Source organism: Arthrobacter sp. UYCu723 (genome assembly GCF_054059215.1).
The window spans coordinates 4,287,302-4,308,936 of record NZ_JBSSBW010000001.1; the positions used below are offsets into that span (position 1 = coordinate 4,287,302).

16 protein-coding genes and 1 pseudogene are annotated in these 21,635 nt (G+C 65.4%); 6 read left to right on the forward strand and 11 right to left on the reverse strand.

From position 1 onward, the window contains the following. Positions 1-31: 31 nt before the first annotated feature. Positions 32-379: an NTP transferase domain-containing protein gene (locus ACVWZ8_RS20010; RefSeq protein WP_426977507.1), complete on the forward strand. Its 348-nt coding sequence runs from the start codon at positions 32-34 to the stop codon at positions 377-379. Here ACVWZ8_RS20010 and ACVWZ8_RS20015 read toward each other — a convergent pair. From ACVWZ8_RS20015 to ACVWZ8_RS20050, 8 genes and pseudogenes are all read right to left on the reverse strand, one after another. Beyond that, positions 376-954, reverse strand: a pseudogene (locus ACVWZ8_RS20015) (uracil-DNA glycosylase). The gene ACVWZ8_RS20010 and the pseudogene ACVWZ8_RS20015 overlap by 4 nt on opposite strands. A 136-nt stretch (positions 955-1,090) precedes the next feature. Next, positions 1,091-1,834, reverse strand: a complete 744-nt coding sequence (locus ACVWZ8_RS20020; RefSeq protein WP_426977505.1) for an aspartate/glutamate racemase family protein — start codon at positions 1,832-1,834, stop codon at positions 1,091-1,093. A 41-nt stretch (positions 1,835-1,875) separates the two neighbouring features. Next, a complete protein-coding gene (locus ACVWZ8_RS20025; protein ID WP_456505988.1) occupies positions 1,876-3,438 on the reverse strand; it encodes an NCS1 family nucleobase:cation symporter-1 in 1,563 nt (520 codons plus the stop codon). A 257-nt stretch (positions 3,439-3,695) separates the two neighbouring features. Beyond that, positions 3,696-6,545, reverse strand: coding sequence for a molybdopterin-dependent oxidoreductase (locus ACVWZ8_RS20030; protein ID WP_456505608.1), 2,850 nt, complete (start codon positions 6,543-6,545; stop codon positions 3,696-3,698). 2 nt (positions 6,546-6,547) lie between these two features. Continuing rightward, on the reverse strand, positions 6,548-7,528 hold the full coding sequence (locus ACVWZ8_RS20035; protein ID WP_456505609.1) for an FAD binding domain-containing protein: 981 nt from the start codon (positions 7,526-7,528) through the stop codon (positions 6,548-6,550). Beyond that, entirely contained in the window at positions 7,519-8,862 is a 1,344-nt protein-coding gene (locus ACVWZ8_RS20040) for an XdhC family protein (protein WP_456505610.1), read from the reverse strand. Before ACVWZ8_RS20040 ends, ACVWZ8_RS20035 begins: the two co-directional genes overlap by 10 nt. Before the next feature lie 288 nt (positions 8,863-9,150). Beyond that, positions 9,151-10,689 (reverse strand): NCS2 family permease, encoded by a 1,539-nt coding sequence (locus ACVWZ8_RS20045; protein WP_456505611.1) that lies wholly within the window; start codon positions 10,687-10,689, stop codon positions 9,151-9,153. Positions 10,690-10,703: 14 nt separating this feature from the next. Beyond that, positions 10,704-11,198, reverse strand: a complete 495-nt coding sequence (locus ACVWZ8_RS20050; protein WP_456505612.1) for a nucleoside deaminase — start codon at positions 11,196-11,198, stop codon at positions 10,704-10,706. A gap of 409 nt (positions 11,199-11,607) precedes the next feature. Here ACVWZ8_RS20050 and ACVWZ8_RS20055 point away from each other — a divergent pair, with 409 nt between their 5' ends. Next, positions 11,608-12,981: an 8-oxoguanine deaminase gene (locus ACVWZ8_RS20055; RefSeq protein WP_456505613.1), complete on the forward strand. Its 1,374-nt coding sequence runs from the start codon at positions 11,608-11,610 to the stop codon at positions 12,979-12,981. 107 nt (positions 12,982-13,088) lie between these two features. On the opposite strand, the gene ACVWZ8_RS20060 is transcribed toward ACVWZ8_RS20055, so the two are convergent. Then, positions 13,089-13,274 (reverse strand): hypothetical protein, encoded by a 186-nt coding sequence (locus ACVWZ8_RS20060; protein ID WP_426977492.1) that lies wholly within the window; start codon positions 13,272-13,274, stop codon positions 13,089-13,091. A gap of 416 nt (positions 13,275-13,690) precedes the next feature. Between ACVWZ8_RS20060 and pucL the strand changes: the two genes are divergently transcribed. From pucL to ACVWZ8_RS20075, 3 genes are all read left to right on the forward strand, one after another. Next, positions 13,691-14,599: a factor-independent urate hydroxylase gene (gene pucL / locus ACVWZ8_RS20065; protein ID WP_426977491.1), complete on the forward strand. Its 909-nt coding sequence runs from the start codon at positions 13,691-13,693 to the stop codon at positions 14,597-14,599. Positions 14,600-14,762: 163 nt separating this feature from the next. After that, on the forward strand, positions 14,763-16,262 hold the full coding sequence (locus ACVWZ8_RS20070; protein ID WP_456505614.1) for a nucleobase:cation symporter-2 family protein: 1,500 nt from the start codon (positions 14,763-14,765) through the stop codon (positions 16,260-16,262). 133 nt (positions 16,263-16,395) lie between these two features. Continuing rightward, the gene (locus ACVWZ8_RS20075) at positions 16,396-17,217 is read left to right on the forward strand and encodes a MurR/RpiR family transcriptional regulator (RefSeq protein WP_426977487.1); all 822 of its coding nucleotides are present in this window, start codon (positions 16,396-16,398) and stop codon (positions 17,215-17,217) included. Positions 17,218-17,364: 147 nt separating this feature from the next. On the opposite strand, the gene ACVWZ8_RS20080 is transcribed toward ACVWZ8_RS20075, so the two are convergent. Beyond that, complete coding sequence (locus ACVWZ8_RS20080) at positions 17,365-18,771, reverse strand: IS1380 family transposase (protein ID WP_456503408.1); 1,407 nt, start codon at positions 18,769-18,771, stop codon at positions 17,365-17,367. A 257-nt stretch (positions 18,772-19,028) separates the two neighbouring features. Between ACVWZ8_RS20080 and ACVWZ8_RS20085 the strand changes: the two genes are divergently transcribed. Next, positions 19,029-20,579, forward strand: a complete 1,551-nt coding sequence (locus ACVWZ8_RS20085) for an NCS1 family nucleobase:cation symporter-1 (RefSeq protein WP_426977485.1) — start codon at positions 19,029-19,031, stop codon at positions 20,577-20,579. Between the two features lie 101 nt (positions 20,580-20,680). Here the strand turns inward: ACVWZ8_RS20085 and ACVWZ8_RS20090 are convergent, their stop codons facing one another. After that, complete coding sequence (locus ACVWZ8_RS20090) at positions 20,681-21,436, reverse strand: IclR family transcriptional regulator (RefSeq protein WP_426977483.1); 756 nt, start codon at positions 21,434-21,436, stop codon at positions 20,681-20,683. Between the last annotated feature and the right edge of the window lie 199 nt (positions 21,437-21,635).

The window sequence follows — 21,635 nt, forward strand, 5'->3', positions numbered from 1 at the left end:
GAGCGATACGGGAGCATGACGCACGACGGCGGTGCTCCTTGCTGCCGGCGCCGGGGCGCGGCTGGGGCTCGGGCCCAAGGCCTTGCTCCGGTTCCACGGCCGCACACTCGTTGAAGTGCTGGCAGACGTGCTGCTCGCGGGCGGCTGCCGGGAAGTCGTGACGGTGCCCGGCGCGGACGCGGCAACGGTCCGCGCCAGGGCAACGGGCGACGCCGGAGCGCGCTTTTCCTCCGGGCCCACCCGGGACCGATCGTCTTCGTGGACTGCAGCGACCTCTCCGGCGGCGAGGACCTCGACTCCCCCGAACAGCTGCACCTCCTCGATTAGGGTCAAGCTTAGCCGCCCCGCCGGTTCGCCCGCGTCCGGGGCCGCGGCCTAATGCTCCAGGCCGGGGGCCAACAGCTCCTGCAGGCCGGGCTTGAACCCGGCCCTGCCGCCGTGAGCGGGATGCCTGATTTTCGGCGCCGCCAGGCCGGTTCTCTGCAGGCTCCGGTGCGCCACGTTTTCCACCGCCACCACCGTCCGGATATCGAAGAGTTCCCGGGGGCATGGGTGTGGAAGGGGCAGGCGTTCCACAGCAGCGGCAGGAAGTCAAGCTCCGCCAGGACCTGCCACATCACGGTGGCCGTCGGTTCCGACGCTCTATGTCTTCGGACCCGGGCGGAAGCACGTAGCCCTTCCCCGGCCCGAACAACCCAAACTCGTTGGCGGGGCCTTCGAGAATGGAGCGGTTGGTGAAGGGAATCACGGTGATGCCCATGCCCCGGAAACCGGGCGCTTCGCCGAGCAGCAGCACCTTCGGGCGCCAGTCCAGCATTTCCTGCAGATAGAGCTCCAGGTTCCGGCGGCGCTGGGCATTTCCGGCAACGGCAGAATCAAAGAAGTTGTGGCACCCGGCCCGGTCTCCACGGACGCCAGCCGATCGACGAAGGCCCGGATCGCTGGATCGGCCATTCAGGGCGCTCCTTCCAGCATCCGGTGTGTGCCTGAAATCGTGGCCGGGTGCCCTGCCAAAGAGCATGTCCACCCTCCCCAGTGGGAGGGTGGACACGAAAGCCGCTCGACGCCGTCGGGAACCGTTAGGTCCGGCTCACGGGGTGGCCGGTGCGGGGGCAGCAGCCAGCGGCCAGCCGATGACCGTCTTGGGGCGCGGGGTGGCATAGGTCCGGACCTTTGAGGTGCTCAGCCGCAGCCGGACCAGCGCTTCAGCGATGGTGACGGCAGCCGCCACACCGTCCACCACGGGGACGCCGGCACGCTTCCGGATCTCCTCGTCCAGACCGGCCATGCCGCCGCACCCAAGGACAATGACTTCCGCCTTGTCCTCGCGGACAGCCAGCAGCGCCTGTTCGATGATGGCTTCCACTGCGCGCTCCGGCTCCTCCTCCAGTTCCAGGACCGCCATTCCACTGGCCCGGACCGAGGCGCACCGGGCGTCGAGGCCGGCCAGCTTCAGCCGGTCCTCGATCAGCGGAACGGCACGGTCCAGGGTGGTGATCACGGAGTACTTGTGGCCCAGGAACATCGCGGTGCTCGCGGCCGCCTCGGTGATGTCCACCACCGGAACGTCGAGGAGCTCCTGGAGCCCTTCGCGGCCGTGCTCGCCATAGCCGGCCTGGATCACTGCATCGAACGGCTCCGGATAGGACAGGACCTTGTCCATAACGGCGATCGCCGCGAGGTAACTTTCAAAGCTTCCCTCGCAGGAGTCCGCGCCGAAGCGCGGAGTGAGTCCCACGATCTCCGTATCCGGAAGCGCAACCTGGCGTGCCTGCGCGGCAATGGAGTCGGTCATGGACTGCGTGGTGTTGACGTTGGCTACAAGGATGCGCATGGTGCTTGCCCTTTCGGGACACGTATTTCGGGACGGGTAGGTCAGTGCGTGCTGGCGACGGCGATTGCCTCGCCGTCGACGTCGTCGAGCCGCTGGGACCGGTCCGAGACGACGTAGTAGACCACTGCGGCGATGCCGGCCGCGACGAACCACGCGAATGGGGCGGCGGCTTCCAGCGCCGGAACAAAGGCGATCAGCAGCGCGACGCAGGCGGCAGGCACCATGGCGATGATCGCCCGGGGGTTGACGCCCTTCTTGTAGTAGTAGGCTCCCGCCGGGTCCTCGGTGTAGAGCTCAATCACGTTGACTTTGCCGCGGCGCAGCAGCCAGTAATCGGCCATCACGACGCCGAACAGCGGGCCGAGCAGCGCTCCGAGTCCACCCAGGAAGTACACGATCACCAGCGGGTTGTTGTACAGGTTCCACGGCAGGATGATGAGGCCGATCGTGCCGCTGACCCAGGCCGCCTTGCGGAAATTCAGGTGCTTCGGGAAGAGGTTGGTCAGGGCATAGACGGGGGCCACAAAGTTGGCCATCAGGTTCACGGCGACGGTCAGGATCAACAGCGCAAGGCAGGCCAGGACAAGGAACAGCGTGTTCGGGATGGTCTGGACAATATCCGACGGGCTCTGGATGACCGTGCCGTTGATCTTGAACTGGCCACCGGCCATCACCACCACGATCGCGCCGAAGAGGAGCATGTTGATGGGGATGCCCCAGAAGTTGCCGCGCACCACGGCCTTCTTGGAAACAGCGGACCGGGTGAAGTCACAGAAGTTCAACACGAACGTTCCGTAAATGGCCACCCACAGCGCACCGCCGGCAAAGATGGTGCGCCACATTTCGGCGCCTTCGAGGGCGTTGTCCGCGGCCCAGGCGATGGAGCCCCCGGCTTCCACGAAGATCCAGATGGCGATTGCCGCCATGGTCACCAGGATGATGGGCCCGGCGAAGGCCTCGTACTTGCGGATCATTTCCATGCCGAAACTGACGATGACCAGCTGCACGATCCACAGGGACACGAACGAGGCCCAGCCCAACGTGGAGAGGCCGAGGATGGAGTCGGCGTCCAGCTCCCGCAGCGAGGGAACCATGGCCACGAGCATGACGCGGAGCACAACCGACGCCAGGTAGGTCTGGATGCCGAACCATGCCACGGCCACTGCCCCGCGCAGGAGGCTGGCGATCTGGGCTCCCCTGATGCCGAAGCTGATCCGGCTCATGACAGGGAACGGGACGCCGGTCTTTACGCCCATGAAGCCGGAGAGGCTGAGAAGCGCAAACAGGAGGACGGCTCCGACTCCCAGGGCGAGAAGGATCTGCCAGCCGCCCAGCCCGAGGGCGAAGAGTCCGATGGCAAAGGCGTAGTTTCCGAGGCTGTGGACGTCGTTGGCCCAGAGGGTGAAAATGCTGTAACTGGTCCAGCGGCGACCTTCCCGCCTCGTCGGGGCAAGGTCGATGTTGTAAAGGGTGGGGCTGATCGTTCGGCCGGAGGCGGCGCTGGCTGCATCGCAAAGCGCGTCCACACCCATGGAGGGGTGGGCTGCTTTGGTCAAGTCAACTGCGGTCTCGGTAGCCGGGTCGACCTCGGTCAACGGGGTCATCTGCATCGTGATCTCGCTTCTTGAAGATGTCTTCCATGCATTCCGCATTGGGATCCATGCCGGAAACTACCGGCAGGAGCGTCATTGCATTTATTCCACAATGCGGAAGATGGATATCGAGTAGTGAAATCACGGTATGACCTGGGTCACGCCTCAGTCAAGGATCGCCGGATCACGGCCTGTCACAAACGGTTGGGTCGACCCCCAGGCAGCCCGTTGTCTGCCCCACAAAGAATCCCTGCCGGGACAGCAGCACCTTAGCGGGAGCGGACCAGCCCTGCCTCCTTCAGGCCCAGATAGATCTTGTCCCGGGCGATCGGCAGCTCCGCGAACCGGACCCCCGTGGCGTTGCGGATGGCGTTGGCCAGTGCCGGCGCCACCGGATTGAACGGGCTTTCGCTCATGGACTTCGCACCCAGCGGGCCCAGTTTGTCGCTGGTATCGGCGAAGTACACCTCGCTGCGCGGCACGTCCGCGAAGGACGGGATGTGGTACTGCCGGAGGATGTCCGTGGTGACCCGTCCGCCGTCGTCCACCCTGACCTCCTCATACAGCGCGGCGCCCAGCGCCTGCGCGATGCCGCCTTCGATCTGCCCGCGGCACTGCCGCGGGTTGACCACCACCCCGGCGTCGGCAGCCTGGACGCTCTGCAGGATCCGCAGCTCGCCCGTCCCGGTGTTCACGGCCACCCGGAAACCGTGGACGTTGAACGCCACCGAACGCGGCGTCCCGCCCCAGCGCCCTTCGGCGGCGAGTTCGACGCCGGCGCGGGCGGCGGCGTCATGGATTTCGGGCAGCGGCACCCTGGTCCCCTCGCAGAGGACCGCGTCGCCGTCCAGCGTGCAGCCGGAAGCCTGGATCTTGCGGACGCCGGCGGCGAACGCCCGGATCCGCACCGCAAGTTCCTCGGCGGCAGCGAGTGTGGCCTTACCGGCCACCACGGTACCGGCGGAGCCGAAGGCTCCGGTATCGTGCTCGACCAGATCCGTGTCCGACTGCCGGACACGGATCCGGCCGGCCGTCGTGGCCAGGGCCGTCGCCGCGAGCTGGGCGTGCACCGTGGTGGTGCCGTTGCCGAATTCGGCGGTCCCGACGTCGGCCGCATACGTGCCGTCCGGCAGGAGCCGGAGCTTCGAATGGGCGAAATGACCTCGCGGCGGGACGGTGTCGATCATGGACAGCGCCGAGCCCTCCCCGGTGACCCAGTCCGGGCCAAGGTCGTCCAGACCTGCCGCGCGGTAGCGTTCGCGGCCCCGGTCCAGGGCGTCCGCGACGAGCCGCAGGCACTGGTCCAGCCCGTAGCTGCCGTAGTGCACGTCCTCCTCGGGTTCCGGATGCGTGGACAGCATGTCATCGCCTTCGCGGACCATGTTGCGGCGCCGGAACTCCATCGGGTCAAGGCCGAGTCCGGCAGCCAGCTCATCGATGGCTGACTCGATGGCAAAGATCATCTGACTCAGCCCGTAGCCACGGAAGGCCCCGGACGGCACAGTGTTGGTGTAGACGGCATGGGCGTCCACCTTTTTGTTGGCACATTTATACACACTCAGGGATTCGCCGCAGCCGTGGAACATCACTCCCACAGCGTGGTTGCCGTAGGCGCCGGTGTTGGTCAGCACGTCCAGCTGCAGGGCAGTGAGCCGGCCGTCCCGGCTGGCACCGGCCTTGAGCCGGATGGTGAACGGATGCCGCGTGGTGGCCGCCGTGAACTGTTCGGTCCGGGTGAACTCCAGCTGCACGGGACGGCGCAGTTTCAACGCGGCGAGCGCCACGATGTCCTCTGTGAGCACCTCCTGTTTGCCGCCGAAGCCGCCGCCAACCCTGCCGGCCACAACGTGGACCTGGTTCTCGGACAGCCCAAAAACCCTGCACAGCGTCCGGCGGACCAGGAACGGCACCTGGCTGGAGGTACGGACCTGCAGCCGGCCGTCGTCGTCGATCGACGCGATGGAGGCGTGCGTCTCCAGCGCCACATGCTGCACGCGCTGGGTACGGTACGTCTGCTCGTGGACGAAATCCGACCCGGCAAAGCCGGCGGCCACGTCCCCCAGCTCGGAATGCAGCTCCGCCACGACGTTCCGCTCCGGCCGGCCGATGCGCGCCATTGCCGCATCCTTGTCCCCGTGAATGGCCGGGGCTCCGGGCCGCAGGGCCTCTTCCGGCGTGAAGACGGCGTCCAGCACCTCGTACTCAACGGCCAGCGCGCGGACGCCGGCTTCCGCTGCGCTCACGGATTGGGCGACGACGGCGGCAACCCGCTGTCCGATGAACCGCACCACGTTATCCAGCACGCGGGTATCGTCCGGGTCGTCCGTGTAGAGCTCGTGCTGGGCCGTGGAGAAGAGCTGAGCCGGGGCATCCTCGTGGGTGAAGACGGCTTCCACTCCGGGAATCTGCAGGGCAGCCGTTGCGTCGATGGAGACCACCCGGGCGTGGGCGTGCGGCGAGCGCAGCAGCTTCAGATGAAGAAGCCCGGGGAGCTCGTCCGCGGGAACGTCGAGCGTGTAGCGCGCCGTGCCGGTGACGATCGCCCGGCTGGCGGGAGCCTGGACGTCGTCGCCGAGCTGGCCGGGACGCGGATCGGGCTGCCCACCACCCACGATCCTGGATCCCGGCCCCCTGGGGTCCGGGTGGCTGGAATCGCCGTGCCCTTCACGACCGCAGACGGAGTCCCCGCAGACGGCGTCCTCGATAGCCCGGTAGCCGGTGCAGCGGCACAGATTCCCCTTGAGGTTCCGCGGCAGGTTCGCCATCTGTTCGTCATCGAAGGTGGCCACCGTCATCACCATGCCCGCGGTGCAGAAACCGCACTGGAAGCCTTGCCGGTCCAGGAACTGCTGCTGCATCGGATGGAGGTCGGCACCGGCGGCTGCTTCAGTGTTGGCCAGTCCCTCCACGGTGGTGACGGCATGGCCTTCCGCCCGGACGGCCGGATAGATGCAGCTGTGCACAGGGGTGCCGTCCACGTGGACGGTGCACGCCCCGCAGTCGCCGCCGTCGCAGCCCTTTTTGACGCCGAAGTTGCCCTGCTCCCGCAGGAACGTGCGCAGGCATTGGCCCGGGCGGGGTTCGGCCTGGGCCGGGGCGCCGTTGATTTCGATGGCCATGCTCAGGCCCTTTCCTTCGGGGATGCGGCCGGGGACGCATTCAGGGTCGGATTCACAAACGAATTCAGGGCAGGAGCCTGAGGGATTGATGCCTGCGGAGGCCAGAAGTCGCCGGAAACGTGCAGAGGCGTGTCGCCGGCCGGGGCTGAAAGTTCGGCGCGGATTTCTTCGGCCAGCCGGTACGTCATGTCCCGCCGCCAGGCAGGGAGCCCGTGGATGTCGTCGTGATAGAGCGCCTCCGGGATCGCGGTATCGAGGGCAGAGGCCAATGCGGCGGCGTCCGGTTGCGCATCGAACCGCAGCTGAATCGGCCGCTTGGTCGCTGCGGTGACGGTGAGCGTCAGGTTTCCGTCGGCGTCGAGCCTTCCGATCAGCAGCACCCCGGACCGTCCCAGGTTGCTGAGGGAGAGCCGGCGGAACGCCGCCCGCGAGGCGAGGGCCGACGCCGGAAGGTGCACGCTGCGCAGCAGCTCGCCGGGAGCCAGTGCGTTCCGCCCGTCCCCCGTCACGAACTCCGTCACCGGAACAGTGCGGCTGGCGCCGCCCGGGCCCAGGACGGTGGCCCGGCCGTCCAGCGCGGCGCACAGTGAAATCATGGGTCCGGCGGGCAGTGCGGTGCAGAGGTTGCCGCCGACGGTGGACATGTTCCAGACCTTGAAGGAGGCCACGAACGAGTCGCAGCAGGGGCGGATGAGGGCAAGGGCGGGCCAGGATCCGGTGTAAATCCCTAGCCCGGGATCATCCGGGATTGCATACAGTTCCGCGACGGTGCACGTTGCCGCGAGCTCGAGGCCCTCCCCGGTGACCGTGACGGCAGGCCATCCGGTGGAGCCCAGGTCCAGCAGGCGCTTCAGCGGTTGCTGGCCGAACGCGTAGCTGCCGTAGGAGAACAGGACCGTGCCGCCGGCGAGCCAGGCATCGCCGTCGCGCCATTCGGCCGGGTCCGCGGTGGGGACAACGGCCTCAATGGTGTTCATGTCCATGCGATCTCCTGATGTGCTGTTTCTGAGTGCCCGGCTTCTGAGTGCCCGGCTTCTTTGCGCTTGGCTTCTTTGTGCTTGGCAGCGGTGCTGCGTCCGGCGGAGCGGTGGATGGGGCCGCTCCCGTCTTTCAGCGGAGCGCAGGCGGCGGAAGGTGAACCGCCGGCCCTCTGGTTGCGGCCGGCTATCAGCTCGGCCGTGATGGAGACGGCGACTTCAGCGGGGGTGACGGCTCCGAGATCAAGGCCGATCGGCGAATGCAGCCGTGCCAGCCGCTCCGGCACAACCCCCGCTTCGAGCAGCGAGTCGACCCGCTGGCGGTGGCTCCGCCGGGATCCCATGGCCCCCACGTACGCCAGCTCCAGGCCGAGGGCGGTCCTGAGCAAGGGGACGTCGAACTTGGGGTCGTGGGTGAGGACGCATACCACGGATCTGCCGTCCACCCGGCCGGCCGCAGCTTCGGCGGCAAGGTAGCGGTGTGGCCAGTCGGTGACCACCTCGTCTGCCACACTGAACCGCTGCTGCGCCGCGAAGGCTGGCCGGGCATCGCACAGGGTCACGCGGTAGCCCAACAGCTTCGCGGCGGGAAGCAACGCGGCGCCGAAGTCGTTGGCGCCGAAAACCAGCAGGCGCGCAGGCGGCAGACGGCTTTCCACCAGTAACGTGACGGGCTCGGTGTGCGGCAGGGTGAACACCGGGGCCACCGCATCCGGCTCCCCCATGCCAACTACCCGGCTGGCGCAACCATCCGCAGGCGCCAGCCACACCAGGCCCGTGTCCCCTCCCCGCAGGAGGGGTTCAAGCTGAGCCGCTGCAGCCAACATTGCGGAAGCGTCGCCGTGCACGCTGAGTCCCAGCAGCGCCGCGAGTTCGGTGGAGTGCGCCGCGGAAAAGGCGGCCGGATCGGGAACTACCATGGCGCCTCCGCCGTGCGCATCCACCCTCCGGATCAGCGCCAGCGCGCCGTCAGCGTTGGCCGGGAAACCCCGGAGCGCCCCCAGCTGCAGGGCGCCGGAGCGGGACCCGAGTGGCTGGATGTGCACAACAATCTCTCCCCCGCAGCTGAGTCCGACGGCGAATGCGTCCTCGGCGCTGTACCCGAAAGTTTCAAGGCGCGAACCGCCGTCGCGCATGGCTTCCAGCGCCGCCCCCACCACGGCGCCTTCAACACAGCCGCCGGACAAGCTGCCCAGCACCTCGCCGGATTCGGACACCACCATGGACGTGCCCAACGGCCGCGGCACGGACCCGCTCGCCGAAACGATGGTGGCCACGGCGCACTGCTGCCCGGAATCCGCGGGGCGCCATTCGTTCAGTGAAGGCATCAGGTCCAGCATGGCGGCACAGCCCTTTCCCGCGGGGTCCTGTCCCTGGTTTCAGGGAGGCAGTCCTTCTGACTCTTCAGCCGGATTTCCAGGTCCGGGCCGAGTGCTCTCGTGCCCATATTCTCGTTCCTATCGTGAGCAGTGGGAAGCATCAGCAGGGGTGGCACCTGCGTCAATTCGGTTTCCCGTGTCAATTTCGTTTCAGCGTGATGGACGCGGGCAGGCTTCACGCTCCTGCCCGCGTCCTGAGCGGATCCGGCCGCCGCACGCCGGGCCCGCACTCCGTCCCGGAGAACCGGGCTAACCGCCCAGCAGCAGGCTGATCGGTCCGCGCGCGAAGTACACCAGGAATCCCACGCTCACCACCCACATCAGCGGATGGATCTTCTTGGCCTTGCCGGACGCTGCCCCGATGATTGACCAGGAGACAAAGCCGACGCCGATGCCGTTGGCGATCGAGTAGCTCAGCGGCATCGTGACGATGGTCAGGAATGCCGGCAGGGCTACGGCAAACTTGGTGAACTTGATCTCGCGGATCTGTGCCATCATCATGGCGCCCACCACCACCAGGGCGGCGGCGGCCACTTCCAGCGGAACCACGCTGGTGAGCGGGGTAAGGAACATGGAGCCAAGGAACAGGACACCGGTGACCACGGAGGCCAGCCCGGTGCGGGCACCTTCGCCGATGCCTGCCGCGGAATCGATATATACGGTGTTCGAGGATCCCGAGGTGGCCCCGCCGGCAATTGCACCGAAGCCCTCAACGATGAATGCGGATTTCAGCCGCGGGAAGGTGCCGTCCTTGTGCGCCAGGCCGGCGCTCTTGGCGAGGCCGGTCATGGTACCCATGGCGTCGAAGAAGTTCGTGAACACCAGTGTGAACACCAGCATGGTTGCCGCGAGTCCGCCGATCCGGCCGAAGGCGCCGAACATGTCGAACTGACCCACGAGGCCCAGATCCGGTGCGGAGACCAGCTGGCCCGACAGCACGGGCGTGTTCAGGTGCCAGCCGCCGGGGTTGGTGGCGCTCGAAGGACCGATGTGCAGGATGGCTTCCACAACAGCTGCCAGCACGGTGGTGGCCACGATGCCGATCAGCAGACCGCCCTGGACCTTGCGTGCCACGAGGATGCCCATGGCCAGCAGGCCCACAACAAAGACGAGAGTCGGGATCGACGTAATGGAGCCGTCATTGCCGAGCTGCACCGGCGGGCCGCCCTTGGTGGCACGGACGAAGCCGGAATCCACAAAGCCGATGAATGCGATAAACAGGCCGATGCCCACGGTGATGGCAGCCTTGAGTTCCTTGGGGACGGCCCGGAAAATCGCGGTCCGGGCTCCGGTGATGCCGAACAGGACGATCAGGATGCCGTTGACGACCACCAGGCCCATGGCCTCGGGCCACGTGACCTCGTGGATCACTGAGACCGCGAGGAAGGAGTTGATGCCCAGCCCCGCTGCCAGGCCGAACGGCAGATTGGCCACCAGCCCGAAAAGAATGGTCATCACACCGGCGGTGAGTCCGGTGACCGCGCCGACCTGCGCGGCCGACAGCCAGCCACCGGCCACATCGGTGGGGGCGTTGTCCGCGCTGAAGCCGCCCAGGATCAGCGGATTCAGGATGACGATGTAGGCCATGGTGAAGAACGTGACCAGGCCGCCGCGGAATTCGCGGGCAAGTGTTGAACCACGCTCGGTGATCTGGAAGAAGCGGTCCAGGAAAGCGTTCGACGCCGGTGGCCGGGTGTTGCGGGCCTGTCGCTTGGCGTGGGCTGCGGCGTTGGGGGCCGGCTTCATTGCCGGTTGCGGTCCTTCGTGGGACTGATCGAGGATTGTCATGTCAGCCACCGGCCCTAGTAGTCAATCCTGGAGTCGAGCGTGTTCCAGGTGTTGAACGGTTCCAGTACTGCGGGGGCCTGGGGATCACCCAGCTCCAGCTTGGACACCGGCATCAGGACATCCCGGTTCTCGTTCTCGAAGTACTCGTAGAAGACGGCGTCGTCGAAGCCTACCGAAGCGGCGTCGTGCCGGTCTGCGGCGAAAACCACGCGGTCAATGCGGGCCCAGAGCGCGGAAGCAAGGCACATGGGGCATGGCTCGCAGCTGCTGTAGAGGGTGGATCCGCGCAGGTCGAACGTTGCGAGTTCGGCGCAGGCCCGCCGGATGGCCGTGACCTCGGCGTGGGCCGTGGGATCGTTCGTAGCGGTGACGCGGTTGACGCCGTCGAACGCTTGACCGTCCGCGGTGACAACGACGGCGCCGAACGGCCCGCCGCTGTTCAGGACGTTGGCCGTGGCCAACTGGATGGATCTGGCCAGAAAGTGTTCGGCCGTGACGGTGCTGCTCATGATGCGACTCCCTTTGCTGGGAAGCCGGTATACCGAGGTGAGACGGAAGGGCCAGATGCGACGGTTACCAGGCTTCAGCATGTGCTTTTGAAGGTTAAGTTGCGCCTGGTAGATAGCTTCCCCGGAGTCCGGGTGCCCGCCTTTGGCAAGATCGAGACTAGCACCGGGATGTGGCGCGCGCCATAGTTTTCTGGAATTTTAATACCGCAGTATGAAATCTGATTTTCCGCATGGTCGCATTCCGCGGGCGTTGACGGGCATTTGCCGGCTACCTTACGCTGATCCCGGGCCGCCGCTGTTCGCAGTGCCGGCCAACCTGGATCAGCAGACAGGGCCTCACTGAGCTGGAACATTTGCCACCGGGTCACCGGAACGAGCAGACCCGGAACCATCAGACAAGGAACCAGACATGGCCCCCACTCATCCGCATCGCTCCGCAACCCGGCTCTGGATCAGAAATCCACAGGCGGCATTCACCGCGAATGGCCTCGACGCCTCGGGCGGCATCGTGGTCAGCGGCGGCAAAATAGCGGAGGTGCTGGCCGCCGGACAGCGGCCTTCCGCACCCTGTGAGGAGACGTTCGACGCCGGAAATCACGTCCTGCTCCCCGGCCTGATCAACACCCACCACCACTTTTACCAGACGCTCACCCGGGCCTGGGGGCCGGTGGCCAACGCGCCGCTGTTCCCCTGGCTGCAGAACCTGTACCCCGTGTGGGCCAGGCTCACGCCGCGCGGTCTCGAGCTGGCCACCACGGTGGCCCTGGCCGAACTTCTGTTGTCCGGCTGCACCACCGCCGCTGACCACCACTACCTCTTCCCGGACGGCATGGAAGATGCCATCGACATCGAGGTGGAGGCGGTCCGCAGACTGGGAATGCGGGCAACACTCACCCGCGGTTCCATGACCCTGGGAGAGGACGACGGCGGCCTGCCGCCGCAGTCCACAGTGCAGGCGCCTGAGGTGATTCTGGCGGACAGCGAGAGGCTGATCGGCGAATACCACGAGCGCGGCGACGGGGCCACGATCCAGATTGCACTGGCCCCGTGCTCGCCTTTTTCCGTGACCAAGGAGATCATGGCCGAGAGCGCTTTGATGGCAGGGCGTCTGGACGTCAGGCTGCACACCCACCTCGCCGAGACCCTGGACGAGGAAGATTTCTGCCGGGAAATGTTCGGGCTGCGCACCGTGGACTATCTGGAGAGCGTCGGCTGGCTGACGGACCGGACCTGGCTGGGCCACGGCATTCACTTCAGCGATGACGAGATCGCCCGGCTGGGAGCCGCCGGCACCGCCGTCGCACATTGCCCCACCTCAAACATGCGGCTGGGATCCGGCACCGCGCGGATCCTGGAGCTGGAGGATGCAGGCGTGCCGGTGGGGCTGGGAGTGGACGGATCGGCGTCGAACGATGCCTCCAACATGATCCTCGAGGCACGGCAGGCGCTGTACCTGCAGCGGCTGCGCTACGGGGCGCAGGTCCCGGTGGAGCGGGCGCTGGGCTGGGCAACACGCGGCTCCGCCGCCGTGCTGGGCCGGCCAGATCTTGGCCAGCTGGCACCGGGGATGCAGGCGGATCTGGCCCTGTTCAAACTCGATGACTTGCGGTTCTCCGGAAGCCACGATCCCATTGCTGCGCTGCTCCTGTGCGCTGCCGACCGCGCCGACCGGGTCATGGTGGGCGGGGCGTGGCGCGTCGTGGATGGCCAGATCCCGGGCCTCGATGTTGCCGGGCTGATCGCGGAACACTCGGCCGCGGCCAGGAAACTGATCTCCGGGTAACCAAAGCAACGCGGTGTCACTTTGAGCCCAACCCGGTGGGATGGGCTCAAAGTGACCCCGCGCCGCTCCGGTGTCGCGCCAGGGGTCACGCCAGGAAGGGGTGCGCCCTAGGAACGCAGCCGGCCCACAAGCGGGAGGCGGTGCATCCAGCGCGAGAACGGACCGGGGCCATGCCCGCGGTCGGCCGGGATGAAGAAGTCCGGGTCCGTCCCGCCGCCGATGGGGAGGTAGAACTCCTGGGCTGGTGCTGCGGCTCGGGCCGGCGTGACATGTTCCTGCTCCTGCGGGGTCATCTGATCCTCCTCATCTGGACTTTCGCGGGTACTTCAAATTTTCGGAGTGAATCTTTTCGCAGTGTATATTTTCGCTATGCGGAAAAGAAATATTGTTGTGTGGAAATCATAGTTCGCCTGTGCTGGCGTCGTCAAGGGTCTGTTCTGGAGCGGGCGCCGGCACAGGCTCCGCGTCAGTCACAATCGGATTTTTCAGAAATGTGATGTACACCACCGGATTCCCGCGCTACGCTTTAACACAACTCGTGGCGCAGGTCACGTAACCTGGGAGCAGCAGGCAGGGTCGTAATGAGCTGGCGTCAATCGACGTCGGCTCATTTTTTGTTGGGTCGACGGTAAAAGAAAACGCACGCGGAACGCGTACGAAATTTCTATGTGGGAGTTTGATTCCACATACCGGAAGTTGGGAACCTACCATGAGCAACAAGATCGTCCTTGGACACAACCAGTACGGCAAAGCGGAGGTCCGCGTCGTCAAGATCACCCGCGACACGGAGCGCCACGAGATCGAAGACCTGAACGTCACCTCGCAGCTGCGCGGCGATTTCGCCGCCGCCCACCTCGAAGGCGATAACGCCCACGTGGTGGCCACGGACACCCAGAAGAACACCGTCTACGCCTTCGCCCGGGAAGGTATCGGGTCTCCCGAAGCCTTCCTGCTGCGTCTCGGCGAGCACTTCACGTCCAGCTTTGACTGGGTGACCGGCGGCCGCTGGGAAGCCGAGTCCTATAGCTGGGACCGGATCCAGGCCCACGGCAGCGCGCACAATCACTCGTTCGTCCGCAGCGGCCAGGAAGTCCGCACCGCGGTGGTGGTCCGGGACGGCGCAGCCACCCACGTCATCTCCGGGCTGACCGACCTTACTGTCCTGAAGTCCACCCAGTCCGGCTTCGTGGGCTACCCCAAGGACAAGTACACCACTCTCCCGGAGACCACGGACCGCATCCTGGCCACCGACGTCACGGCGCGCTGGCGCTTCAACGCCGGCACTGACTTCAGCTCGCTGGACTTCAACAAGAGCTACGAAGACGTCAAGGGCCTCCTGCTCGAAGGCTTCACAGAGAACTACTCCCACGCCCTGCAGCAGACCCTGTTCGACATGGGCACCAAGGTCCTCGAAGCACACACGGAGATCGACGAAATCAAGTTCTCCATGCCCAACAAGCATCACTTCCTGGTGGACCTCTCGCCGTTCGGCCTCGACAACCCGAACGAGGTCTTCTTCGCTGCGGACCGCCCCTATGGCCTGATCGAGGCCACCGTCCAGCGTGATGACGCCACCCCGGCGGACATCGCCTGGAGCGGCATCGCCGGTTTCTGCTAGACCGCCGCATCCTCGAATAAATCAACACCGCAACACCCCGGAGTTGCTGCACCCACAGGCGCAGCAACTCCGGGGCACCCTCAAAGTACCCAAAAGCCTCAAATTGTTAGCCAGACATTGTTAGCCAGACGAAGGCGTCTGCCATGAACCAAGAAAGTCTGCCATGAACATTAAGAAAAAATCCCGCACTTCGGAAGCCAGGGCAAGCCGCCAGCCCTCTACCCGCCCCGAGGACAAGCGACTCTCGATCGGAAGCACGTTCGCCTACGGGTTCCAGCACGTCCTGACCATGTACGGCGGCATCATCGCCCCGCCGCTCATCATCGGGGCCGCTGCAGGAATGAAGCCCCAGGACATCGGCCTGCTGATCGCCGCGTGTCTGTTCGTCGGCGGCCTCGCCACGATCCTGCAGACCGTCGGCATCCCGTTCTTCGGATCGCAGCTCCCGCTGGTCCAGGGCGTCTCGTTCGCCGGGGTCTCCACCATGGTGGCGATCGTCAACGGCGGCGGAGGCATCCAGGCGGTCTTCGGATCGGTCATGGTGGCATCGCTGATCGGGCTGGCCATCACGCCGCTCTTCTCCAAGATCATCAGGTTCTTCCCGCCGGTGGTCACCGGAACGGTCATCACCACCATCGGCCTGACCCTCATGCCCGTCGCGGCCAACTGGGCCATGGGCGGCAACGCGAAGGCGCCCAACTACGGGAGCATGGCCAACATCGGCCTGGCCGCAGCCACGTTTGTGGTGGTTCTGCTGCTCAGCAAGGTCGGCAACGCCGCAATCTCGCGCCTGTCCATCCTGCTCGCCATGGTGGTTGGCACCGTCATCGCCCTCGTCGCCGGCATGGCAGACTTCTCCAAAGTGGGCCAGGGAGACATCCTGGCCTTCCCCACTCCTTTCGCGTTCGGCATGCCCACCTTTGAGATTGCCTCGATCATCTCCATGCTGATCGTCATCCTGGTCACGCTTACCGAGACCTCCGCTGACATCATCGCCGTCGGCGAGATCGTCGACACCAAGGTGGACTCCCGCCGCATCGGTGACGGCCTCCGCGCGGACATGCTCTCCAGTGCGATCTCCCCCATCTTCAACTCCTTCACCCAGAGCGCCTTCGCCCAGAACGTCGGTCTGGTGGCCATCACCGGGATCAAGAGCCGCTTCGTGGTCAGTGCCGGCGGCCTCATCCTGGTGGTCCTGGGCCTGCTGCCCGTGCTTGGCCGCGTTGTCGCAGCGGTGCCGACACCCGTCCTGGGCGGCGCCGGCGTCGTACTCTTTGGAACGGTGGCTGCCAGCGGCATCCGGACGCTGTCCAAGGTGGAATACCGCAACAACATGAACCTGATCATCGTGGCAGCGTCCATCGGCTTCGGCATGATTCCGATTGCCGCCCCGGCGTTCTACAACCAGTTCCCGGCCTGGTTCTCCACCATCTTCCACTCGGGCATCAGCTCGGCCGCTCTCATGGCGATCGTGCTGAACGTGCTCTTCAACCACTTCAAGGCGGGCAACTCGGACAACCAGTCGGTGTTCGTGGCCGGCACGGCCCGTGTTGTCAGCGAGACGGACATCGCCTGCCTCGCACACGGCGACCGCTTCGAGAACGGCAAGCTGATCGACGCCGACGGCAAGGAAGTGCCGCTCAAGGCAGCCATGGAGCACTGACGATGGACGGCCACTGACGCCGTCGTCGTCCCTTGGATCACAAAGGCGCCGGACCATGGGTCCGGCGCCTTTGTACTGCGGCGGGGCGCCGCCAATGTGTTTTCCACCGGTCCCGGCGTGAGACGGTTGTTTCATGAGGATCGATGAACGAATCGAACGGCACTATCCGGAGCTGGGGCCCCAGGAACAGAAGGCCGCCGACACCTTGCTGGATCGTCTGGGCGACCTGGCCGTGTACAACGCCGCCGAACTCGCCCAGCTGAGCGGCGTCTCCAAGGCCACCATGAGCAGGCTCTTCCGCCGCCTGGGATTCGCCGATTTCAACGAGGTCAAGGAACACACCAGGTCCTTGAGATCCAGCGGGGTGCCGCTCGCCACCCAGGATGCCGACGGCGGCCTGCCGCTGCACCTGGCAGTGGAGCAGCAGAACCTGCAGCGGCTCTTCGAGACGCTCGACGACGCGCGGCTTCGGAAGGCTACCCAGCAGCTGGCCGACGCCCGGAATGTCCTCCTGATCGGCTTCCGCAACAGCTTCCCCGTAGCTTTGCACCTCAGGCAACAACTCGTCCAGTGCCGTGCCGCGGTCAATCTGGCGCCCCAGCCAGGGCAAAGCGTGGGGGAAGAACTCGCGGGGCTGGGAGAAGGCGACGTCGTCGTCCTGCTTGGCTTCCGCCGTCGGCCCAACGGTTTCCATAACGTCCTCAAAGCCGCGACGGCCACCGGCGCAACCACAATCCTGATCGGCGATCCAAGCGCCCGTTGGCTCGCTGCAGGGGCCTCAACGTGGATTGAATGCCCGGTGGAGGGAAGTGCAGCGTTCGATAGCTACGCCTGCGCGATGAGCCTCATGAGTGTCCTGGCCAACGGGGTGCTCGCCGAGCGGGGCCGGCCGGGACGGGACCGCATCAGGAAAATCACGGGCGTCTTCGACGCACTGGGAGAGATCGAAGCCTAAGCCTTGATCCACCGATCGGCAGCCGGTCCCGGGCGTAATTCCGGGCTGGCTGCGGTGAGGTGTTTGGGCATGGTGGATCATCCGGCCTCGCTGTCGGGGTGTTCCACTGGTGGTCCTGGTTGCGCCGTGTGGCTGGTTGGTGTGGGTTCAGGCCGGTTGTGGCGGCGGGTAGAGGTGCTCGAAGAGGCCCTGCCATGCTGTTTGCCAGGGCCAGGCTTCGGGGAGATGAAGCCGGATTTTCCGGGCGCTGGTGGCGATGCGGGCCGGGACGTGGATGAGTTTGCGGCGGATCGTGCCGGTCCGGGCCTTGCCGAAGGGGCCTGCGGCGAGGAGCCCGGCGGCGCGGGTGAGGTTATAGGCCATGACCGCGGCAACCAGCCAGGCGGAGTTCGCCGCGAAAACACCTGAGGGCATATGAGCCAGCGCACTGTCCTTCAGATCGGCGTTCACCTGCTCGATCTGAGCGTGTTTGCGGTGGGTTTGGTCCGCGGCGACAGTGTCCAGAACCTTGGCGTCCACGGTGGTGAAGAACGCGTGGTGCCGATGGGTTTCAAACAAGGTGGGTTGTCCGTCGCTGGCTTTCTTGTTCAGTTCCGGGATGCGGCGCACCACCAGCCGGCCGGTGACCTGCTCGGCCTTTTTCCGGGAGGAGAACGCGGTGAACACGGTTTCGGCGACCTCAGCCTTCGAGACCCAGGTGTTGGTGGTCTCGTCGAAGACCGCGTCGGTGTATTCGATCATTTCCCATGCCGTCTCCGGGATCCCGGCGATAGCCCGTTTGACGGCCGGGTCCATGCGCACGGTCACCGAGACCTCGGCCCCGCCGGCCAGCGCGGCGGAAACCGCTGCATGGCCATAGAAGGCCGAATCGAACCGGCAGAGCACCCGCCCGCGACTCTGCCCTCCGGTCTGGAGGCCTTTGAGCGTGGACAGGGCATCGGTGATCAGGCGTTTGGCTCCGCGGGCCGAGTTCGCCGCGCCCTTGCGCAGCCGCTGGGCCGCGATTACCGGGGCGGTGTCTTTGGTGGAGACCGTGGCCAGCAGGGCGTTCAGGCCGCGGACCCCGGAGTACCCGTAGCCGGAACCCTGCTTGGCGTAGCCGTGGACCTCGATGATCGTGTCGTCAACATCGACGAACACGAAGTCCTCCGCCCCGGGGCTCCCGAGCAGCGGGGCCCGGGTCCCCAGGCCGGCCAGGAAACGGGAGGCGACAGCGTCCAGTTGGCGCACGTGCCCGAACGTGAAGGACCGCAGGAACGAGCCCAGGGTCGAGGGCGCGTAGCAGGCGGTGAAGAGCCGCTTCATCCCGCCGTGGCGCAACAGGGTCATGTCATCAATCGAGTCTGCCCCGGCGACCATCCCGGCGACCAGGGAAGCGACTTTCAGCCCGGCGTTCGCGCCCTTATCCGTCGGCACCGTCAGCCAGTCCTGGGCGAGCTCGTGCAGCCCGGCGTCCCGGGCCAGCGTCATGACCGGCAGCAGCCCGGCAGCCGACACGAGATTGGGCTCGTCAAAGGAAACCGACACCGCGGATGGTTTGTGGGAAACTTGCATCTACGAGATGGCCTCTTTTCGGTGAAAAATGAGTTCTAGACAAACTTCATTTTCCTTGAAAAGGCGGCCATTCTCGGTTTAAAACGCCGACGTAGCCCCAATCAACATCGGTGGATCAAGGCTAAGCCCCGAGTCAAATTCGAAACCCTGAACCAGAATTTCTCGCCGCCGAAAAAGTCTTGAAACACACGTTCCATTCATTTAGGGTCATGAAACGGCTGGACCGGCCGTGGACGCGAACCGAAGTGAGGAAAATCATGGGCGAGATTCAAGCCAGCGCCGTGAGGCAGACTGCCGTCGTCAGCACAGCCGTCGAACGTGATCCACGGCTGAGCAACGAGGACCTGGAACCGCTGAAGAACCAGCGTTGGAGTAGCTACAACCTGTTCGCCTTCTGGATGTCGGACGTGCACAGCATCGGCGGCTACGTCACGGCGGGCAGTCTTTTCGCCCTTGGCCTGGCCAGCTGGCAGGTGCTCGTGGCGCTGCTGGTGGGCATCGTGATCGTGCAGGTTTTCTGCAATCTCGTGGCCAAGCCCAGCCAGCAGACGGGCGTTCCGTATCCTGTGATCAACCGCGCAGTCTTCGGCGTCAAGGGCGCCAACATCCCCGCCATCATCCGCGGCCTGATTGCCGTCGCCTGGTACGGGGTGCAGACCTTCCTGGCCTCCGAAGCCCTCGTGATCGTGTTCCTCAAGTTCTTCCCGGCCATGGCGCCGCTCTACGACGTCCAGCAATACGGATTCCTGGGCCTGTCTGCGTTGGGCTGGATCTGCTACGGCATCCTCTGGGTGGCCCAGGCCGCGCTCTTCTGGAACGGCATGGAAAGCATCCGCAAGTTCATCGACTTCGCCGGCCCCGCCGTCTACGTTGTGATGCTTGTACTGGCCATCTACCTGGTCTCCAAGGCCGGCATCGGCAACATCAGCCTCAACCTGTCCGCCGGTGAACCACTCGACTTTGGTGCCTCCATCCCGGTCATGATCTCGGCGATCGCCCTTGTGGTGTCCTACTTCTCCGGCCCCATGCTCAACTTCGGCGACTTCGCCCGCTACGGCAAGAGCTTCAAGGCGGTCAAGAAGGGAAACCTGCTCGGCCTGCCAGTCAACTTCCTGTTCTTCTCCCTGCTGACCGTCATCACCGCGTCGGCCACCATCCCGGTGTTCGGGCACCTCATCACGGACCCGGTGAAGACGGTCCAGGAGATCGACTCGGTGTTCGCGGTGCTGCTGGGCGGGATGACCTTCGTCATCGCCACCGTGGGCATCAACATCGTGGCCAACTTCATCTCGCCGGCTTTCGATTTCTCCAACGTCAGCCCGCAGAAGATCAGCTGGCGCATGGGCGGCATGATCGCCGCCGTCGGCTCTGTCATCCTGACCCCGTGGAACTGGTACTCCAACAACGACGCCATCCACTACACCCTCGGAGTGCTGGGCGCCCTGATCGGCCCGCTGTTCGGCATCCTGATCGCCGGGTACTACCTTGTGGGCAAGCAGAAGGTGTGGGTGGAGGACATGTACACCATGAAGACCACCGGAAAGTACTGGTTCCGGAACGGCTACAACCCCAACGCGGTCAAGGCCGTGGCCATCAGCGGCGCCATCTCGATCGCTTCGGTCCTGATCCCCAAGGTGCTGCTGGATTCCGGCGCCACCGACGTAAACGCCACCTGGATCGGCAACTACAGCTGGTTCCTCGGCTGCGCGCTGGGTCTGGCGACCTTCTGGTACCTGGAGAAGAGCTCCCCGATGATCAACCTGGAACCGAACGGCGTCGAGGCCAACGACGGCACGCTGAGCCACTGATCTCACCGCCGAGCTGATCCCCCACCGAACCGGCAGTTGTTGCCCCTATTTCCGCGGAAAAAGGGGCAACAACTGCCAGCTCGCGCAGGGATAGGGCACTACTAGTTCTGGTTCAGCTCCGCGGAAATCGCCAGCGCTGCTGCGCGCAGCAGCGGCACAGCGCGGTCCGCGAAGGACTGGTCCACGCGGGACACCGGCCCGGACACGGAAATGGCCGAGGGTGTAGGTGCATTGGGAACCGCCATGGCGAAGCAGCGGACGCCGATCTCCTGCTCTTCCTCGTCAATGGAGTAGCCGCGTTCCCGGATCAGCTTCAGGTCAGCCAGGAGGGAGTCGATGTCGCCGATGCTCTTGGGCGTGGCGACGGGCATCCCGCTGCGGTTGACGATCCCGCGGACGGTCTCGTCGTCCAGCTGCGCCAGGATGGCTTTGCCGACGCCAGTGGCATGGGTGTGGGCGCGGCGCCCCACCTCGGTGAACATCCGCATGGAGTGCAGGGAGGGCACCTGCGCGACATAGATGACCATGTCCGAGTCCAGCACCGCCATGTTGGCGGTCTCCCCCAGCCGGTCCACCAGTGACTTGAGCTGCGGCCGGGCCAAGGCACCGAGCTGCTTGTTGGCGCCTTCGCCAAGCCGAATCAGCCGGGGTCCCAGAGCGTACCGGCGGTTGGGCAACTGGCGGATGTAGCCCAGCGTGACCAGGGTGCGCAGGAGCCGGTGGATGGTGGGTAGCGGCAGATCGGTCGACGACGACAGCTCGCTCAGCGTGACGTCTCCGCCGGCATCCGTGATGAGTTCCAGCAGTTCGAACACGCGCTCGACGGACTGCACGCCTCCCGAGGGCTTTTCAGCCATTCCGTTGTCTCCAATGACTCAGATTCCGACAACTCTTATCCACATCGTGAAAGAATTGCTTAGAACTCTCAAGATACAGCACAACTGGCCTGGGTGCGATGACCAGCGAGGGGTTGTGTTTCCACAACGTAGATAATAATATCCATAATACGAAAACATTCGGTTTGACCGAAGGCCCGGGGACGGGCCCTACCAGGAG

Bases quoted from the DNA above. Each gene is read 5' to 3' on its own strand.
- ACVWZ8_RS20020 (WP_426977505.1), bottom strand. From the start codon at position 1,834: ATGCGCATCCTTGTAGCCAACGTCAACACCACGCAGTCCATGACCGAC.
- ACVWZ8_RS20025 (WP_456505988.1), bottom strand. From the start codon at position 3,438: ATGACCCCGTTGACCGAGGTCGACCCGGCTACCGAGACCGCAGTTGAC.
- ACVWZ8_RS20030 (WP_456505608.1), bottom strand. From the start codon at position 6,545: ATGGCCATCGAAATCAACGGCGCCCCGGCCCAGGCCGAACCCCGCCCG.
- ACVWZ8_RS20035 (WP_456505609.1), bottom strand. From the start codon at position 7,528: ATGGACATGAACACCATTGAGGCCGTTGTCCCCACCGCGGACCCGGCC.
- ACVWZ8_RS20040 (WP_456505610.1), bottom strand. From the start codon at position 8,862: ATGCTGGACCTGATGCCTTCACTGAACGAATGGCGCCCCGCGGATTCC.
- ACVWZ8_RS20045 (WP_456505611.1), bottom strand. From the start codon at position 10,689: ATGACAATCCTCGATCAGTCCCACGAAGGACCGCAACCGGCAATGAAG.
- ACVWZ8_RS20050 (WP_456505612.1), bottom strand. From the start codon at position 11,198: ATGAGCAGCACCGTCACGGCCGAACACTTTCTGGCCAGATCCATCCAG.
- ACVWZ8_RS20055 (WP_456505613.1), top strand. From the start codon at position 11,608: ATGGCCCCCACTCATCCGCATCGCTCCGCAACCCGGCTCTGGATCAGA.
- ACVWZ8_RS20060 (WP_426977492.1), bottom strand. From the start codon at position 13,274: ATGACCCCGCAGGAGCAGGAACATGTCACGCCGGCCCGAGCCGCAGCA.
- pucL (WP_426977491.1), top strand. From the start codon at position 13,691: ATGAGCAACAAGATCGTCCTTGGACACAACCAGTACGGCAAAGCGGAG.
- ACVWZ8_RS20070 (WP_456505614.1), top strand. From the start codon at position 14,763: ATGAACATTAAGAAAAAATCCCGCACTTCGGAAGCCAGGGCAAGCCGC.
- ACVWZ8_RS20075 (WP_426977487.1), top strand. From the start codon at position 16,396: ATGAGGATCGATGAACGAATCGAACGGCACTATCCGGAGCTGGGGCCC.
- ACVWZ8_RS20080 (WP_456503408.1), bottom strand. From the start codon at position 18,771: ATGCAAGTTTCCCACAAACCATCCGCGGTGTCGGTTTCCTTTGACGAG.
- ACVWZ8_RS20085 (WP_426977485.1), top strand. From the start codon at position 19,029: ATGGGCGAGATTCAAGCCAGCGCCGTGAGGCAGACTGCCGTCGTCAGC.
- ACVWZ8_RS20090 (WP_426977483.1), bottom strand. From the start codon at position 21,436: ATGGCTGAAAAGCCCTCGGGAGGCGTGCAGTCCGTCGAGCGCGTGTTC.